This window comes from Kitasatospora gansuensis (assembly GCF_014203705.1).
In the GTDB taxonomy this organism is placed as follows: domain Bacteria; phylum Actinomycetota; class Actinomycetes; order Streptomycetales; family Streptomycetaceae; genus Kitasatospora; species Kitasatospora gansuensis.
Window position 1 is genome coordinate 1011527 of the sequence record NZ_JACHJR010000001.1, and the last position, 17325, is coordinate 1028851.

At 71.7% G+C, this 17325-nt stretch carries 18 protein-coding genes; 7 read left to right on the plus strand and 11 right to left on the minus strand.

Annotated features, from left to right (window positions below):
* Positions 1-108 precede the first annotated feature (108 nt).
* The 5 genes from F4556_RS04705 to infC form a co-directional block, all read right to left on the minus strand.
* Positions 109-1194 carry a sensor histidine kinase gene (locus F4556_RS04705; RefSeq protein ID WP_184911853.1) on the minus strand — a complete coding sequence of 362 codons (1086 nt, stop codon included), beginning with the start codon at positions 1192-1194 and terminating at the stop codon, positions 109-111.
* A 58-nt stretch (positions 1195-1252) separates the two neighbouring features.
* Positions 1253-2119, minus strand: a complete 867-nt coding sequence (locus F4556_RS04710) for a TrmH family RNA methyltransferase (protein ID WP_184911854.1) — start codon at positions 2117-2119, stop codon at positions 1253-1255.
* Positions 2120-2247: 128 nt separating this feature from the next.
* Positions 2248-2634: a 50S ribosomal protein L20 gene (rplT, locus tag F4556_RS04715; protein ID WP_184911856.1), complete on the minus strand. Its 387-nt coding sequence runs from the start codon at positions 2632-2634 to the stop codon at positions 2248-2250.
* Between the two features lie 105 nt (positions 2635-2739).
* Positions 2740-2934: a 50S ribosomal protein L35 gene (gene rpmI / locus F4556_RS04720; protein WP_184911858.1), complete on the minus strand. Its 195-nt coding sequence runs from the start codon at positions 2932-2934 to the stop codon at positions 2740-2742.
* Positions 2935-3047: 113 nt separating this feature from the next.
* Entirely contained in the window at positions 3048-3809 is a 762-nt protein-coding gene (gene infC / locus F4556_RS04725) for a translation initiation factor IF-3 (protein ID WP_313069167.1), read from the minus strand.
* A 493-nt stretch (positions 3810-4302) separates the two neighbouring features.
* Between infC and F4556_RS04730 the strand changes: the two genes are divergently transcribed.
* Positions 4303-4662: a DUF1844 domain-containing protein gene (locus F4556_RS04730; RefSeq protein ID WP_184911859.1), complete on the plus strand. Its 360-nt coding sequence runs from the start codon at positions 4303-4305 to the stop codon at positions 4660-4662.
* Between the two features lie 190 nt (positions 4663-4852).
* Here F4556_RS04730 and F4556_RS04735 read toward each other — a convergent pair whose 3' ends face one another.
* Positions 4853-5554, minus strand: coding sequence for an SseB family protein (locus tag F4556_RS04735; protein ID WP_184911861.1), 702 nt, complete (start codon positions 5552-5554; stop codon positions 4853-4855).
* Between the two features lie 94 nt (positions 5555-5648).
* Between F4556_RS04735 and F4556_RS04740 the strand changes: the two genes are divergently transcribed.
* From F4556_RS04740 to F4556_RS04750, 3 genes are all read left to right on the plus strand, one after another.
* Complete coding sequence (locus F4556_RS04740; RefSeq protein ID WP_184911863.1) at positions 5649-6551, plus strand: serine hydrolase; 903 nt, start codon at positions 5649-5651, stop codon at positions 6549-6551.
* 41 nt (positions 6552-6592) lie between these two features.
* On the plus strand, positions 6593-7804 hold the full coding sequence (locus tag F4556_RS04745; protein WP_184911864.1) for an amino acid deaminase/aldolase: 1212 nt from the start codon (positions 6593-6595) through the stop codon (positions 7802-7804).
* A gap of 61 nt (positions 7805-7865) precedes the next feature.
* Positions 7866-8222: a hypothetical protein gene (locus tag F4556_RS04750; RefSeq protein WP_184911866.1), complete on the plus strand. Its 357-nt coding sequence runs from the start codon at positions 7866-7868 to the stop codon at positions 8220-8222.
* 51 nt (positions 8223-8273) lie between these two features.
* Here the strand turns inward: F4556_RS04750 and F4556_RS04755 are convergent, their stop codons facing one another.
* Positions 8274-9233, minus strand: coding sequence for a DUF2510 domain-containing protein (locus F4556_RS04755; protein ID WP_184911868.1), 960 nt, complete (start codon positions 9231-9233; stop codon positions 8274-8276).
* Between the two features lie 189 nt (positions 9234-9422).
* Between F4556_RS04755 and F4556_RS04760 the strand changes: the two genes are divergently transcribed.
* Positions 9423-10127, plus strand: a complete 705-nt coding sequence (locus tag F4556_RS04760; protein ID WP_184911870.1) for a gamma-glutamyl-gamma-aminobutyrate hydrolase family protein — start codon at positions 9423-9425, stop codon at positions 10125-10127.
* Positions 10128-10270: 143 nt separating this feature from the next.
* On the opposite strand, the gene chrA is transcribed toward F4556_RS04760, so the two are convergent.
* Positions 10271-11389, minus strand: coding sequence for a chromate efflux transporter (chrA, locus tag F4556_RS04765; RefSeq protein ID WP_184911871.1), 1119 nt, complete (start codon positions 11387-11389; stop codon positions 10271-10273).
* Between the two features lie 210 nt (positions 11390-11599).
* Between chrA and F4556_RS04770 the strand changes: the two genes are divergently transcribed.
* The gene (locus tag F4556_RS04770; RefSeq protein WP_184911873.1) at positions 11600-12634 is read left to right on the plus strand and encodes a cation diffusion facilitator family transporter; all 1035 of its coding nucleotides are present in this window, start codon (positions 11600-11602) and stop codon (positions 12632-12634) included.
* Positions 12635-12703: 69 nt separating this feature from the next.
* Positions 12704-13612, plus strand: a complete 909-nt coding sequence (locus tag F4556_RS04775; protein WP_184924281.1) for a 5'-3' exonuclease — start codon at positions 12704-12706, stop codon at positions 13610-13612.
* An 18-nt stretch (positions 13613-13630) separates the two neighbouring features.
* Here F4556_RS04775 and F4556_RS04780 read toward each other — a convergent pair whose 3' ends face one another.
* From F4556_RS04780 to F4556_RS04790, 3 genes are all read right to left on the minus strand, one after another.
* Complete coding sequence (locus F4556_RS04780) at positions 13631-14890, minus strand: hypothetical protein (RefSeq protein ID WP_184911874.1); 1260 nt, start codon at positions 14888-14890, stop codon at positions 13631-13633.
* Between the two features lie 66 nt (positions 14891-14956).
* Positions 14957-15955: an aminotransferase class I/II-fold pyridoxal phosphate-dependent enzyme gene (locus tag F4556_RS04785; RefSeq protein ID WP_184911876.1), complete on the minus strand. Its 999-nt coding sequence runs from the start codon at positions 15953-15955 to the stop codon at positions 14957-14959.
* Positions 15952-17289 carry a radical SAM protein gene (locus tag F4556_RS04790; RefSeq protein ID WP_246510967.1) on the minus strand — a complete coding sequence of 446 codons (1338 nt, stop codon included), beginning with the start codon at positions 17287-17289 and terminating at the stop codon, positions 15952-15954. Before F4556_RS04790 ends, F4556_RS04785 begins: the two co-directional genes overlap by 4 nt.
* Positions 17290-17325 lie beyond the last annotated feature (36 nt).

Sequence of the window (17325 nt, forward strand, 5' to 3'; positions counted from 1 at the left end):
CCCGTATCGCTCAGGAAGGGTGTCCGCGGCACAGCCGCGCAGGGCGTCACACAACGCAAAGGTCGAGTGTAGTCGCAGCCTGCGAACCGCCCGCCGGGCCGGACTTCCTCAGAGCATGAAGTCGGGCACTCCGGCGGGCAGGATAAATCGGAAGCAGGCGCCGCCGGAGGGCGCCCGGCTGATCCGGATGGTGCCGCCGTGGGCCTCCACGATGCCCTTGACGATGTAGAGGCCGAGGCCGGTGCCGCCGCGCTTGGAGCCGCGCCAGAAGCGGGTGAAGACGCGCGGCATGGACTCCTCCGGAATCCCGCTGCCCTCGTCGCTCACCGTCACCGCCGTCCCTTCCAGGACCCGTTCCCGACCGGCGCTCTCCACCACTTCCTTGGCGGGCGCCACCTCGATCGTGACAGTTCCCTCACCGTGCCGCACGGCATTTTCGAGCAGGTTGGCCAGCACCTGGTCGAGTTTGTCCGGGTCGGCCCAGAGCTGGGTGAGCGGCTGCTCGATCCGGATGTCGAAGCGGTCGGGCGCGATGCCCGCCGCGAGCTTGCCCTCGACGTGCCGGCGGACCGCGGCCGGCAGGTCGACCACCTGCTTGTACAGCTCCAGCCGCCCGGCGTCGATCCGGGAGATGTCCAGCAGCTCGGCAATCAGGCGGGTGACCCGGTCGGCGTCCGCGTCCACGGTCTCCAGCATCACCCGCTTCTGGCCGTCGGTGAAGCGCTCCCACTTGGCCAGCAGCGTCTTGGTGAAGCCCTTCACACTGGTCAGCGGGGAGCGCAGCTCGTGCGCGACGGTGGCGATCAGCTCGGCGTGGCTGCGCTCCGTCCGGCGGCGCGCCTCGGTGCCGCGCAGCGCCACCACCACCTGCCGGACCGGCCCGCGCGGCCCCTCCCGGACGTACCGGGCGGAGACCAGCACCTCCCGGCTGCCGGGCAGTAACAGGTTCCGCTCGGGCTGCCCGGTCCGGATCGGCAGCCCGCCGTACGGATCGGTCAGCGGCCACCAGCGGCGGCCGTCCAGATCCTCCAGCGGCAGCGCCTGCTCCAGCGGCACGCCGAGCACCGCCTCCGGCCGGACGCCGGTCAGCCGGGCGGCGGCCCGGTTGAAACGGACCACCGCACCGGACGCGTCGGCGACCACAAGGCCGTCCGGCAGGTCGTCCAAGTCCAGTTCGGTGCCGCTACCGGCCATGGGTGCCCTCCCCGCTTACCCACCGTGTCTGTGCCCCCACCGTCCGACCCTAGCGCTCCTACCCCTTCGCGCGACACCCTCCGGGCGACCGCTGGGCGCGCGCGGAGGCGTACAGGCACACGGCGGCGGCCGTGGCGAGATTCAGGCTCTCGGCGTGTCCGTGGATGGGTACGCGCACCACCTCGTCCGCGAGTGCGCGGGTCTCCTCCGGCAGACCCCAGGCCTCGTTGCCGAAGACCCAGGCCCCGGGCGCGCCGAGGGTGCCCTCGTCCAGCTCCTGGTCGAGGTCCCGGTCCCCCGCCCCGTCGGCGGCCAGCACCCGGACGCCGGCCTCGCGCAGCCGGGCGACCGCCTGCTCGACCGGCACCCCGACTGCGAACGGCAGGTGGAACAGGCTGCCCACCGAGGCCCGGACCGCCTTCGGGTTGTACGGGTCCACCGAGGCGTCGGTGAGGATCACCGCGTCCGCCCCGGCCGCGTCGGCGGTGCGCAGCACGGTGCCCGCGTTGCCGGGGTCGCGCACGTGCGCCAGCACGGCGACCAGCTGCGGCTCCATCGCGAGCACCTGCTCGAAGGGGGTGTCCAGGAACCGGCAGAGCGCCACGATGCCCTGCGGGGTGACGGTGTCACAGATCTCACCGATCACCTCGTCGGTCGCGGTGAGCACCGGCAGGCCCTCGGCCAGCGCCGCGTCCACGATCTCGGCGTGCCGCTCGGCCGCCTCCAGCGTGAGGTAGATCTCCACCACCGCGTGCTCCCCCGAGCCCGCCAGCCGCCCGTACGCGACCGCCTCGCGCACCGCCTGCGGGCCCTCGGCCAGGAAGCGCCGCTCCTTGCTCCGCTGGTTGCGCTTGGCCAGCTTGCGGGCGGCGATCACGCGGGGCGAACGCAGGGAGGTGAGCAGGGGAGGTTCGGTGCTCTGCATGGTCTCGTCTCTGGGTGACGCGGTGACGGTGTGACGGTGTGTCAGCGGGCCGGAAGCACACAGACCCGCAGGCGAACCTGCGGGTCTGGGTGGGTCAGCTGTGCTGCCGATCCTCGGAAGGATCAGATTCAGGCGGCGACGCGCGGGGCGTTGACGTCCTCGGGCAGCGCCTTCTGGGCGACCTCGACGAGCGTGGCGAACGCGCCCGGGTCGTTGACGGCCAGCTCGGCCAGCATCTTGCGGTCGATCTCGACGTTCGCGATCTTCAGACCCTGCACGAAGCGGTTGTACGTGATGCCGTTGGCACGGGCCGCAGCGTTGATGCGCTGGATCCAGAGCTGACGGAAGTCACCCTTGCGCTTCTTGCGGTCGTTGTAGTTGTAAACGAGCGAGTGGGTGACCTGCTCCTTGGCCTTGCGGTACAGGCGCGACCGCTGGCCGCGGTAACCGCTGGCCCGCTCGAGGATGACCCGGCGCTTCTTGTGGGCGTTTACTGCCCGCTTGACGCGTGCCACTTCATTACTCCTTGGGTTGGACCACGGACTACTTCACGCGGTCCGTAAACGAATGGGTCGGAAAGGATCAGCCGGGGTCCTGCGGCCATCGGCCGCAGGAGGCGATCACTTGCCGAGAAGCTTCTTGATCTTCTTCGCGTCGGCGGGGGAAACCACGACGGTGCCGGCCAGCTTGCGGGTCAGCGTCGACGGCTTGTGCTCGAGCAGGTGGCGACGGCCGGCACGCTCGCGCAGCACCTTGCCGGAGCCGCTGATCTTGAAGCGCTTGCTGGCGCCGCTGTGGGTCTTTTGCTTCGGCATGTCGCCGTATCTCCTCGTCGGTCCGCCCCCGCCCGCGCGTTGCCGCCCGGGCGGGGACTGGATGGATCTGGTGGGTGGGGCGGGACGCCCCACTACCTCGTTGACCGAACCGCTCAGGCGTCCTGAGTGGTCTCGGCCGGCTTCTCGACCTCGGCGGTCTCGGTCTCGACCTCGGCGGTCTCGTCGACGTCCACCTCATCGGTGTCGTCGTCCTCGTCCGCCTCCGCCTCGAGCGCCGCGTTCTCGGCCTCGAGAGCGGCGTCGTCGGCCTCGTCCAGAGCGTCGTCCGGGCTACCGGTGCGACCCTGACGCTCCGCCTTGCGGGCGTCGGCGATCGCACGGGCCTCGGCCATCGCCTCGGTCTTCTTCTTGTGCGGGCCAAGAACCATGATCATGTTTCGGCCGTCCTGCTTGGCCGAGGACTCCACGAAGCCCAGGTCCTGGACGTCGTTCGCCAGCCGCTGCAGCAGTCGGAAGCCCAGCTCGGGGCGGGACTGCTCACGACCGCGGAACATGATCGTGATCTTGACCTTGTCACCCTGCTTGAGGAACCGGACGACGTGACCCTTCTTGGTGTCATAGTCGTGCGGGTCAATCTTCGGCCGGAGCTTCATCTCCTTGATGACCGTGTGCGCCTGGTTCTTGCGCGCCTCACGGGCCTTCATGGCCGACTCGTACTTGAACTTGCCGTAGTCCATGAGCTTGCACACCGGCGGCCGGGCGGTCGCCGCGACCTCGACCAGGTCGAGGTCGTACTCCTGCGCGAGCTCCAGCGCCTTGGCAAGCGGCACAATGCCGACCTGCTCGCCGCTGGGACCGACGAGTCGCACCTCGGGGACGCGAATCCGGTCGTTGATGCGGGGCTCGGTGCTGATGGGGCCTCCTTGGTTGCACCTTCTGCGCTGCGACCGTCGGACGGCGGTCGCACGTAGTGGACTCGACCACTGGGCGGGGCTTCATTCGTGCTGCGCTGCCCACTGGCGTACGCACCGCGACACGAAAAAAGCCCCGCTCGGTACACAAGCGGGGCTCCACACAACCGGGGGCGGCTCCTTCTTTCGAAGGGCGCTGCTCGGCGACTCGCTGGAACCTTGCGGCTCAGGTGTCGCGGACCGGACCCGTCGACCGCGAGGACGATGCGGGTGGGAGACTTTCGCGGTTGCCCTCTCGGGCCTCCTGTGAGTGGAGCCTCCACTTGCTGGCCGGGTCACCTTGCGGTGTCCTGGCCGGTCAGTCTCGAAGCATACAGCGTTTCCGCCGAGGGTGGTATTCCGGGCCCCGGGCGGGCCCCCGGGCCGGTGGCCGGACGGCGGGCCGCTCCTCTGTACGCTCCCAGGTGTACCCGTTTCCACTGAGAAGTGAGCCCCCGTGAGCGACAGCACCCCCAACGACGAGATCGGCTTCGACGACCTCACCCGCGACATCGCCGAGGTCCCCGCGGTCGAGGTGATCACCACCGTAGCGGTGCACCTGATGAGCGCGGCCGCCGTCAAGTGCGGGCTCGCCGAGGGCGGCGAGAAGGACAAGGACCTCGACGAGGCCCGCAAGCTGATCACCGCCCTGGCCGGCCTGGTCACCGCCGGAGCCCCCGAGATCAGCAACTTCCACGCCGCCCCGCTCCGCGACGGCCTCCGCTCCCTGCAGCTCGCCTTCCGCGAGGCCTCCCTCATCCCGGACACCCCGGGCACCGGCCCGGGCGAGAAGTTCACGGGGCCCGTCTACAGCTGAGGCACACGCCAGGGGCTCGGGCACTGCGATCAGCCAGAGCAGACCAGGGGCTCGGGGAACTGCGACGCCGACCTCGTACAAGGTGATCCGTGCGTAGCTGGTCAGGCACTTTCGCAGTGACCCACACGCCAGATCTCCTCGCAGTTCCCCGAGCCCCTGGGTAGTCAACCGCTGAGCATCTGCAAAAAGCTCAGCCCTGCGGAAGCAGAGCCAGGTCCAACCCCCGGTTGAGCCGCACCCGGAGGACCGGGTCGGCCGCGAGGGCCGAGGCCAGCCGCTGGGCGAGCTCCTGGACCGGGGTGCCGTCAGCGAGGGCGATGGCGAGGACGGCGTCGGTCTCGGTGCCGGGCCGGAGCTCGGAGCGGAGCACGGCCGGTTCGGCCGCCAGCAGCGCCGCGACCGCCGCCCGGACCTCCGGGTCCTCGACCGGCGGCAGGTAGGGCCGGTTCTCGGCGAGCGCCCGCAGCCGTGCGCCGGCCACCGGGTACGACACCGGCCCGGCCGGGTCGATCAGCAGGGTGTCGGCCCGCTCGGAGTAGGCCACCATCGCGGCCTGCGGCCCGGCCACCGGCGCCGGCCGGGCGTCGGCGCGCCAGCGGATCAGGCTCTCCAGTGAGGTGAAGGCGGGCAGCGCCCGGCGCCCGTCGGCGGCCTCGATCAGCGGGACGGCCATGTCGCTGGTCTTCTCGTGCTTGAGCCCGTTGGCATCGGTCTCCACCTCGCCGAGCAGGGCCACGATCGGGACCATCAGCCGACTGGCCGTCAGCGCGGCCAGCAGCTCCGGCTCCCCGCTGCGGTCGGCCGCCCAGGCGGTGAGCGCCGCGCTCAGGCGGGGGTCGGCGGTGCCGTCGTCGTCGGCGAATCCGGGGTTCGGGATGTTCTTCTGGTCCACCCGGTGAGCGTATGCCAACCGGTCCCGCGGATTCTCAGCCGGCACTCACCCCCGGCTCAGCCGGGACCCATCGGCGGCGCCGAACCTCGACCGCATGGCAGGTACTCACCGGAAGCAACGTCCCCTCCGCACCCTGGCGGCAGCCCTGGTGCTGGCCCTGGCCGCAGTGGCGCTCTACCTGCTCCAGGCCCCGCCGAGCCGGTCGACCCCAGTGGCGAACGTCCAGCCCGTGACCGCCTCCGCCTCTCCCACTCCCACCGACCCCGACCCCACCCCCGCCGTCCAGGCCGCCGCCGCGGCGGTGGCCGCGCAGGGTGCGGTGTCCGTCGCGGTGCTGGACACCGAGAGCGGGGTGAGCGCCTCGTACGGGACCGGGTCGTTCGTCACCGCGAGCATCGCCAAGGCGGACATCCTGGCCGCGCTGCTCTGGCAACGGCAGCAGGCGGGGCGGGAGTTGACGGCTGCCGAGCGGGCGGCCGCGACGCTGATGATCGAGCAGAGCGACAACACCGCCGCCGACACGCTCTACACGGCGGTCGGTGAGGCGGCCGGGCTCGATGCCGCGAACCGGGCCTTCGGGCTGACCGCCACCACGGCCGGGGCGGACGGCCACTGGGGGCTGACCGAGACCACCGCCGCCGATCAACTGCGGCTGCTCCAGGTGGTGTTCGGCACCGAGTCGCCGCTGACGGCCGACCGGCAGGCGTACCTGCAGGGCCTGATGGGCCAGGTCGCCACCGATCAGGACTGGGGCGTCTCGGCCGCCGACCAGGACGGCGCGTACACCCTGAAGAACGGCTGGCTGCCCAGAACGGCCACCGGGCTCTGGGTGGTGAACAGCATCGGCCGGGTCACCCACGACGGGCGGGAACTCCTGGTGGCGGTGCTCAGTGAGGGCTCGGCGGACCAGCAGCGCGGGATCGACACCGTGGAGTCGCTGGCCGAGGCGGCCACCGGGGCGCTGACGGCCCAGCTGACGACCGAGCTGACGGGCTGATACCCCTACCCATCAGTACAGGCGTGTGGCAGTCTGCGGCCATGGTCAACCACGCCGTTCCCGGCCTCGCCGCCGACCGAGCCCGCTATGACCGGGCCACCGCGCACCTCGACGCGCCACTGGCGGTCGTGGACCTGGACGCCTTCGACGCCAATGCCGCCGATCTGGCCCGCCGGGCGAACGGCAAGCCGGTCCGGGTGGCCAGCAAGTCGGTGCGCTGCCGGGCGCTGCTGGAGCGGGTGTTGGCGACGGACGGGTTCGCCGGGGTGATGAGCTTCACGCTGGCCGAGTCGATCTGGCTGGCCCGGGAGGGCTTCGAGGACATCCTGCTCGCCTACCCGTCGGCCGATCGGTCCGGCTTCGCCGAGCTGACCGGTGACCCCAAGCTGGCCGCCACCGTCACGGTGCTGCTGGACGACCCCGCGCAGCTCGACCTGATCGACGCGGCCCGCACCGGCAGCGAGGAGGTCCGGGTCTGCCTGGAGCTGGACACCTCGCTCCAGCTGCTCGGCGGCAAGCTCCGGGTCGGGGCCCGCCGGGCGCCGCTGCGGACGCCCGAGGCGCTCGGCGCGTTCGCCGAACTGGTGCAGCGGCGCCCGGGGTTCCGGGTGGTCGGCCTGATGGCGTACGAGGGGCACATCGCGGGCGTCGGCGACCTGATCGCGGGCCGGCCGGTGCGCTCCCGGGTGATCCAGGCGATGCAGGCCAAGGCCCGGCGGGAGCTGGCCGTACGGCGGGCCGCCGTGGTGCGGCGGCTGCGCGAGGTGGCCGAGCTGGAGTTCGTGAACGGTGGCGGCACCGGCAGCGTGGAGAGCACGGTGGCCGAGCGCGCGGTGACCGAGGTGGCCGCCGGGTCCGGTCTGTACGTGCCCCGGCTGTTCGACAACTACCGTTCGTTCCAAGGACGTCCGGCCGCGCTGTTCGCCCAGCCGGTGGTCCGCCGGCCCGGGCTCGGTGTGGTCACCGTGCTCGGCGGCGGCTACCCCGCCTCGGGCGCGGCCGGGCCCGACCGCTCGCCGGTGCCCTACCTGCCGCCGGGTCTGAAGTACGACCCCCAGGAAGGCGCGGGCGAGGTGCAGACCCCGCTGCTCGGCTCGGCGGCGGACGACCTGCGGATCGGTGACCGGGTCTGGTTCCGGCACGCCAAGGCGGGTGAGCTGTGCGAGCGCTTCGCGGAGCTGCACCTGATCCAGGGCGACCGGGTGGTGGACACCGTGCCGACGTACCGGGGTGAGGGGCGGACGTTCCTCTGACGGTCGTCCGCGCGCTGCCCTACGCTGACAGTGACTCAAATACCGTTAGGGGGCAGGGTTCATGGATGCTGAGCTGGTGACGGCGGCGACCACGTCGCTGGTCGGGGCGATGACGACGAGCGCCTGGCAGACGCTGCGGGGCCGGGTGGCCGCGCTGTTCGGGCGGGACCGGGAAGCGGACGTGACGGCCGAGCTGGAGACCATCCGCGAGGAGGTCGAGGCGGACGGCGACGACGCGGCGGCCAGGGTCTGGGTGCGGCGGGCGCTGCGCGAGAACCCGGAGCTCGAGGCCATGCTGCGGCAGCTGCTCACCGAGGGGCAGCCGCAGCAGATCAACGTGAGGATCAACACCATCTCGGGCGGGCAGCACGGCACTACCATCATGGCCGGCACGATCAACGGAAACATCACGAAGTGACGGCACATGTGGCCCCCACCTGAGGGTGGGGGCCACATCGCTGACGGTGCGTCAGGCTCGGGTGCCGCCGCCCTCGCCGAGCTGGCCGGTGAAGGCCTTGATGCTCTCCACGATCTTGTCCATCTGGGTCAGCTTGGGCGCCTTGTCGTCGATGTCGAAGCCCAGGTGCACCGAGGCCAGCGCCTTGCCGTCGGCGGTCGGGAAGACCACCGTCTGCACGTAGCCGTCGTTGCCCTCGGGCGCGTCCACCTTCCAGCGGATCAGGTAGCCGTCCCGGCCGTCGATCGCAATCGGCTCGGACTTCAGCTGCTCGTGCGACTTGATCTTGCCGTACGACTCCTCGGCCGCCGTGGTGATGTCCTGCTCGGCGGCCTGCTTGACGTCGGTCCCCTTGAGCTGACCGGTCGACACACCACCCAGCGAGCACTCGCCGCTGCCGGAGGCGCAGGTGTACGAGCCGATGCTCAGCCCGGCGTACCCGGCCTTGGTGGTGCCGCCGGTCCAGCCGGTCGGGATCGACAGGCTGATCCGGTTGACCGCGTCGACCGCGAGGCCGGAGTTCCGGCCCTTGCCGCCGGGGGCCTCGGGCGCCTTCGAGGCACCACCGCCGCCGCCTTCGGCGCTGTCACCGCCGGGTCGTGCCTCCGGACGGACCTTCTGCACCGTGTGCCGGTCGGACCGGCCGTCCATCGCCAGGTAGGTGACGCCGGAACCGACCAGCAGGCCCGCCAGCGCGGCCACGGCAGCGGCCGCCAGCACCGGCTTGGGGAGCTTCCGGCGGACGGGCGCGGCGTCGGCCGGCGGCGCGAGCGGGGGCGGCTCCGGGTAGCGGACCGTCGGCCCGCTCTCCAGCACCTCGCCCTCCAGCACCTTCGGCCCCTCGGGGCTGTCCGCCGGGGCAGGCCGGGTGCTGGCCGTCCAGCCCTGGCCGTCCCACCAGCGCTGCGGCCGGGGGTCGGTCGTGGTGTCCTGCGGGTCCGGGTACCACCCGGCGGGAATCTGCTCGCTCACGTCACCGAATCTAAGCGCCCGAAGATAAACGCGGTATCAGTTCGACCCCTGTTCCGGCCGTTTCCCGATGAGATTCCGGTAAGAAACCTGCCGGACCCGCTCGGACGACCTGACGGAACCTCGGGCGACCGGGCGACCTGACGGCGAATCGGCCACGGCCACCGGTTCCGACGGTGCAGAATCCGGGCCATGACCAACAGACCCTTGATCGGAGTCAGCACCTACGTCAACGACGCGACGTGGGGGCCCTGGGACGCCCAACGGGCCGTGCTGCTCCCCGAGCGGTACCCACAACTGGTGCAGCGCGCCGGTGGCACCGCCGTCCTGCTGCCGCCGGACTCCCCCGAGACCGCGCCCGGCCTGCTGGCCCGGCTGGACGGCCTGGTGATCTCCGGCGGCCCCGACGTGAACCCCGCCCTGTACGGCGCCCGGCCGCACCCTAAGACCCGGGCCACCGCACCCGAGCGGGACCTCTGGGAGGCCGCGCTGCTCCGGGCCGCCCTGGCCTCCGGCCTGCCGCTGCTCGGCATCTGCCGAGGGATGCAGCTGCTCAACGTGGTCTGCGGGGGCACCCTCGTCCAGCACCTGGAGGGTGGCGAGTGCCACCTGCCCGCCGCCAACCGCTACGGCTCCCACCCGGTCCGGCCACTGGCCGGCACCAGGCTCGCGGAGCTGCTCCCCGAGCTGGAGATCGAGGTTCCGACCGCGCACCACCAGGCGGTCGACCGGCTCGGCGAGGGGCTGGTGGTCAGCGCCCTGGCCGAGGACGGCACCGTCGAGGCGGTCGAGGGTGCCGGCTTCGTCCTGGGCGTCCAGTGGCACCCGGAGCAGGGGGCGGACCTTCGGGTGATGCAGGCTCTGGTCGAGGCCGCGCGGGTGCCGGCTGTCGTCTGAGCTGAGCCATCTACGGTCAGGGGCTCGGGGAACTGCGAGGAGATCCGGCGTGCGGGTCACTGCGAAAGTGCCTGGCCATTTACGCACGGATCACCTTTTCCGAGGTCGGCGTCGCAGTTCCCCGAGCCCCTGCCTTCCGAAGGTCACATGAATGCTCCGGCCACTGCGGCGAGCAGCAGGCAGGTGACCACGGAGCGGCGGGCGGCCAGCAGCCAGAGCAGGGCGAGGGCCAGCAGCACGTACTGCCAAGGGAGTTGCAGGCCGAGCGCGAGGGGTACGGCCGAGCCGGCGATGGCTCCGGTGACGGCCGGGCCTGCGCCGGTCAGGAAGTCCTGGACGCGGCGGTCGGCCCGCAGGCGGTCGAAGTGGGAGGCGCCGAAGAGCACGAACAGGAACGACGGCGCGAAGGCCACCAGCGCCGCCAGCAGACCGCCCGTCAGTCCGGCGGCCGCGTAGCCGACCACCGCGATGGTCTGGACGACCGGTCCGGGGGTGATCTGGCCGAGGGCGACGGCGTTCAGGAACTGACCGTCCGTCATCCAGTGGTAGCGCTCGACCGCGTCGTACCGCATCAGCGGGATGATCACGAAGCCACCGCCGTACGAGAGCGCCCCCACCTTGAGGGCGACCCAGGCCAGGGCGCCGAGGCCGCCGGTGGCGGGCAGTGCGCCGAGCAGCAGGGGCAGCGTCAACCGGCGGCCCCGGACGGTGACTTCGGTCAGACCGGCGGCCAGCAGGACCAGGACCAGCCAGGGGCCGGTGAGCATCGCGGCGGCCGCGCCGCAAAGTGCGTACCCGGCCCAGCGGGCCCGGCCCGCGCGGGTGGTACCGGCCCGGGCCAGGCTGCCGGGTACCAGGGCGGCGGCGGCCTGGACCGCCACGGCGGGCACCGCCGCGCCCGCTCCGGCGGCCGCGCCGAGCACCCAGGACGGTGGGTCGCCCGCCAGGAAGAGGGCGGCCAGCGCCAGGATCAGGGCGAGGCCGGGGAGGATGAAGCAGGCGCCGCCGACCAGGGCCCCGGGGGTGCCGCGCAGCCGCCAGGCGGTGAAGATCGCCAGCTGGGTGGAGGCCGGGCCCGGCAGCAGGTTGGTGGCGGCGATGCCGTCCTCGAACTCGTCCGGGCGCAGCCAGCCGCGTCGCTCCACGCAGAGCCGGCGGAGCAGCAGGATGTGGGCGGGCGGGCCGCCGAAGCCGGTGCAGCCGATCCGGCCCCACTCCTTGGCAATGGTGAGCAGCGGTACCCGCTCCTGATGATCCGACACGTCCGCTCCCCTGTTTCACCCGGTGGCGGGCGTGACCCTAGCGGAGGCGGCCGACCGGTTGATGAACGCCCGGGGAGGCGTAGCGGAGGGTGTCCGACGGGAACGACAACGGTCACCAGTGCAGCCTTTGGATCTTCTTCCGATCTGCGGTTCACTTCCGGTGCGGGGCGGCTGCGCCCTGGTTCCTGCGCGTTCGGGGAGAGGATCTCGATGTCGAACCACGAGCACGACCACGACCACGGCGGATCAGGCGGCCACGCCGGCCACTCGCACAGCATCTCCGCCGACGCGGACCGCAAGTGGCTGCTCAGCGCGCTGACCCTGATCGTGGTCTTCATGGCCGGCGAGGTGGTGGTCGGTTTCGCCGCCGAGTCGCTCGCGCTGATCTCGGACGCCGCGCACATGCTGACCGACGCGGCCTCGATCGTGCTGGCGCTGATCGCGATGCGGCTCTCCCGGCGTCCGGCGCGCGGCGGTTACACGTACGGGCTGAAGCGGGCCGAGATCCTCTCCGCGCAGGCGAACGGGATCACCCTGCTGCTGCTCGCCGCCTGGCTCGGGTACGAGGCGGTCACCCGGCTGTTCGACCCGCCGGAGGTGACCGGTTCGCTGGTGCTGGTGACCGCGCTGGTCGGGGTCGTGGTGAACATCGGGGCGGCCTGGTGCATGTCGAAGGCCAACCGCAGTTCGCTGAACGTCGAAGGTGCCTTCCAGCACGTGCTGACCGACCTGTACGCGTTCATCGCCACCGCGGTGGCCGGTCTGATCATCGTGACCACCGGTTTCGGCCGGGCGGACGCGATCGCCTCGCTGATCGTGGTCGCGCTGATGCTGAAGGCGGGGACCGGGCTGGTCCGGGACTCCGGGCGGATCTTCCTGGAGGCCGCGCCGGCCGGGATCGACCCGGACTCGGTGGCCGACCGGCTGATCGACTCCTCCGAGGTCGAGGAGATCCACGACCTGCACATCTGGGAGATCACCTCCGGTCAGCCCGCGCTCTCCGCGCACATCCTGGTGGCCCCCGGCGGCGACTGCCACGCCGTCAGGCGCAACCTCCAGCGCACCCTGCGGGACGAGTACCGGATCACCCACGCCACCCTCCAGGTCGACCACGTCGGCGAGGAGCTCGGGCAGGAGCTGCTGGCGATAGGGCGTTCGGCGGTGGAGGCGGGCGAGGCGAGCGGGGCGGAGCACTGCGGCGACTCGCACGGCCCGGTGCACCGGAGCGGCCCGCACCCGCACTGAACCTGCCGTGCCGCTGAGGATCCGTCAGCCGGGTGCGGCATGATCGGGGTCATGACCGCACCCAGGCTGATGCTGCTCGACTCGGCGAGCCTCTACTTCCGTGCCTACTTCGGCGTGCCGGATTCGTTGAAGTCCCCCGACGGGCAGCCGGTGAACGCCGTGCGCGGCCTGCTGGACTTCATCACCCGGCTGGTCCAGGACCACCGCCCCGACCAGCTGGTCGCCTGCATGGACGCCGACTGGCGCCCGCAGTGGCGGGTGGACCTGATCCCCACCTACAAGACCCACCGGCTGGCCGCGGAGCCCTCGTTCGAGGGCGAGGAGGAGATCCCGGACACGCTGTCGCCGCAGGTGCCGGTGATCGAGCAGGTGCTGGACGCACTCGGCCTGGCCCGGATCGGCTCGCCCGGCTACGAGGCGGACGACGTGATCGGCACCCTGACCACCCGGGCCACCGGCCCGGTGCAGATCGTCACCGGGGACCGGGACCTGTTCCAACTGGTCGACGACGCCCGGCGGATCACCGTGCTCTACCCGGTCAAGGGCGTCGGCCAGGCCCAGGTCATCGACGAGGCCGCCCTGCGCGAGAAGTACGGCGTCACCGGCTCCCAGTACGCCGACATGGCCGCCCTCCGCGGCGACCCGAGCGACGGCCTGCCCGGCGTCAAGGGCATCGGCGAGAAGACCGCCGCCCAGCTCATCCACGAGTACGGCGACCTGGCCGGCATCCGCGCCGCGGCCGCCGACCCGCTCTCCAAGCTCACCCCGGCCCGCCGCAAGAACCTCCTCGAAGGCGCCGCCTACCTCGACGTCGCCCCCACCGTGGTCCGGGTCGCCACCGACGTCCCGGTCCCCGAGCTCGACCTGACGCTGCCCCGCGAACCCCTCGACCCCATGACGCTCGAAGCGCTGTCGGAACGCTGGGGCCTCGGCACCTCCCTCACCCGCCTCCTCGACACCCTCGCCGCAGCCCACTGAGAGCGCAGCCTCATGGCGTCAACGCCACTCGAGGACGACGTCGCCGTAGCCGAGTGCGGTGGCGGCGTCCTGACCGCTGATCTGCTCGGGCTGGGCCCCGGGGGTGAGGGTGGTGACGTACGGCTGCTCGACCTTGGCCTGGACGGATCGGAAGAGCAGGCGCTTGCCGTCCGGTGAGACGGCGAGGGGGAGGTTCACCCGGTCGGTCACCGGGAGCAGGTCGGGGCCCGCGCCGTCCGTGGTCTTGCGCGAGCTGTCGGAGCGCAGCCGGTCGATGTCGACGGTCCAGAAGTTGTTGAGGTGCCGGGGAGGCGGGCCGGCCTGGCTGTACGCGCAGAGCAGGGTGTGGTTGTCGACCCAGCCGGACGGCCGGCATTCGGAGTCGGGGATGGGGAGGGCGCCCGTGGTCGCCAACGGCCCGCTCGCGGTGACGGGCGTGACGCTGTCGCCGTGCCCGTGGACGAAGCCGGCGACCCGCTTGCCGTCGGGGCTGAACCGCGGATTCGGGCCGACCAGGCCGCGCAGCGGCGAGCCGCCGAGCACCAGGATGTTGTCGAGGGTGGCGGGCGGCTCGCCGGCCCACTGCTCGGTGATCTCGTGGCTGCCGGAGGTCGAGCGGCTGGCGATGTGCTGCTGGCGGGCGGCGTCGAGGTGGGTGAACCAGACGCTCCCGCCGTCGGGGGCGAACAGGGCGTCCTGTTCCTTCGGGGTGGTGGCGAAGCCGTTGCCGTCCCCGGTGAGGTCGGTGAACTTGCCCGCGCGGTCGACGTATCCGACGTGGCGCGCGCCGGTCCGGTCGTCGGCGGTGACGACCGCGAGCTTGGTGAAGTCGCGGTCGAAGAGTTGCCGGACCCGCGGGCCGAACGCCGCGTCCGAGGTGGCGGTTCCGCCGGCCGGTTCCTCGTGCGGCAGGTCGTTCGCGCACAGCGAGTAGAGGGCGCTCAGCTCCTCGTGGTCCCGCTTGTCGATCACCACCTGCGCGGGCAGGGTGAACTCCACCGAGGCCACCTTCTTCCAGGTGGACGGGTCGAACCCCTGGATCCACACCGTGGCGGGCCGGGAGGCGGGCACGGTGCAGCCGGCGCTGATCACCAGGTCCTTGCCACGGAACGTCGAGTCGCCGGTGCTCACGTCGGCCGCGTTCCGGCCCACCGGTGTCCCGCTGCTCGGCGGCACGGCCCCGGCCGTCCCGGCTGTGTCGCCGCCGGCGCAGCCCGCCAGCAGCGGCAGCGCGAGCACTGCCGCTGCGAAGGCCGACGCCCGATGCGTGAACTGCATGACAATCCCCCGTCAGATGCTTCGTCAGAAGATCGTGATTGTAATGCTGTTCGACGATGGCCTTGCTCAGGTGCCGAAAGCCTCGGCAAGGCTGGTCAGGACGGAGCCGGACCAGTTGCTCTCCCCGAACACGCCCGCCGGTATGGCGAGTACGCCGTACTCGCATCGGAGCGTCTCCGCCGGGATGTCCACCGGGAAGAAGTAGTTGCCGGGGCAGGTCCGGCTCGCCGTCGGAACTGCCCCGAGCACCTCGTCCGACAACCGTTCGAACAACTGCTCAGCCCGGGCGGCCAGTTGGTCGGCGACCTGCCGGGGCAGGTCAGCATGCTCGGTCAGCAGGCGGTCGGCGAGCCTCAGTTGGGCCTGCGTCGGCGGATCCGCGCGGAACGCTTCGGCCAGGTCGGCCTGCGCCGGGCCCAGCAGGACCACGCCGAACGTGCGTGGCCACAGCCAGCCCTTGGTGACCGAGTGCAGCAGGACCGCGCGCCCGGTGTCCAGCAGTCGCCGGGTGCCGGCGGCGAACGGGGCTCCCAGGTCGTAGACGCAGTCGATCAGCAGGTGACGGTGCGGTGATTCCTGCAGCCACGCGATCAGCGCGGCGCACTCGGCATCGGAGAGGTATCGGCCGAGCGGCTTGCTGGGGTTGGCCAGCAGCAGGTACTCGGGCCGGTCGTCCGCCGGTGAGCTCGGCAGGGCCGGCGTCGGCAGCGTCGGGTAGGACGCGGGCGCCAGGCCGGCCGCGCGGGCCAGGTCGAAGTAGACCGGGTACACGTCGCTGGGCAGCCACAACCGCGCCTGCACGGAGTGCAGCCAGTGGAACACCACCCCGAGCCCGTGCCGGACCCCTCGGCTGACCATGGCCCGGCGGGACCACTCCTCCGGCAGCTCGAACCGCCGCAGCCAGGCACGCGCGAGATCGCACCGGTACACCGTGCCCGTGTCGGCCGGCTGCTCCGGCCGCAGCGGGGCGAGCGCCCGGTACACGTTGGTCTCGGCAGCATCCAGAAGGGACGGGGAAGTACTGAGTTGCCGCTGCCGGAATTCCTGGAACTCGTCGAACCTCATACCGCTGCACCTGCCGGCACGATCTCGCTGGCCCGGTCTTCCAGGGAGGCGTAGCAGCGTCCGTCGGCCAGGACGTTCCAGCTGCGGGCGATCCCGTTGGTGCGTTCCCAGAGCAGGCTGGGCTCGGTGTAGGCGGCGATCCGGATCGGGCGGCCGTTCCAGCTGCCGTGGTAGACCGGCGCGCCCCAGGGCAGGCGGCTCGCCAGTTCGAAGCCGTGCTGCTCGGCGAACCGGGTGACGACGGACAGCGAGACCTGGTGGTCCCGGCTCCACACGTTGGCGGCGCGGTCGAAGTAGAGCGACTCGGTGCTGGTGGAGACGTAGAGCTCCTTGAAGCAGACTTCCTCGACGCCGAGAGCGGCGGCCCATGACAGGTAGTCGGCGACGCCGGCCGCGTCGGCCACACCGCCGTGCTGGAGTACGCAGATCAGCCTCATCCGCAGCTCCGGCCAGCGGTCACGTTCCACGCGCCAGGTGTCGATCACGGAGCTCACCGGCGTGCGCAGCATCATCAGCCGCTCGCTGGCGTCGTCGTCCTGGTGGTGCCGGGAGACTGCCAGCACGCTCAGGCCGGCGGCGCTCAGAGCGGCCAGTCGGTCGGCCCGGTCGGCGTGCTGACCCTTCGCCAGGGTGTGCCCGTTGGTGATCAGGACGACCTTCGGGAAGGCCGCCGAGCAGGCGGACACCAGGCGCAGCTGCTGGTCGAACGGTATGAGCGTGGGCTCCCCGCCACCGGTGATCACCGCCCGCTCGGCACCCGCCGTACGGGCGCGCTCCAGCCAGTGGGCGACCGTGTCCCACGGGACCCGGGCCGGCGCCTGGTCGGTGGAGATCGAAGCCGCGGAGAAGCAGAACGAACACCGGGCCTGGCAGGCGGAGGCGACCGGCAGGATCGAAACCGAGCGCGGCCGGATGTCGGCGTAGCGCTGTGCCGATCCGTGCAGGTGCAGGGAGGCGGCCATCGCGTCCTCGACGGTGGTCGGGCGCAGCGTGAACTCGTCGCCTGCCTGGTCGAGTTCGTGGACGGCTGCCAGCCGGATGCGCGCCTCGTGCAGTTCCGTGCCGAGGCCGGTCGACAGGTTGGGCACCAGCTTGTCGAGGTCCACCGTGGTTTCCAGGACCAGCAGTCGATCGCCCGGAACGGCCAGCCGCTCCAGCAGCCGTCGCGCCTTGCCGACGCCGATGCCCAACTCCTGACGGGTCAGCAGGTGGAACCGGTCGGGAAAGGTGCTCTCCGGAATCCCCGCCTTGCCGTAGGCGAAGGCGTACTTGTCGAACCCCTTCGCGAAGTTCGACAGCACGATGACGTGGAAGCGCTGGTCGGTACCGTTCATCCCGTCATCATGCATGAACGGGCTTCCGGCCGATCG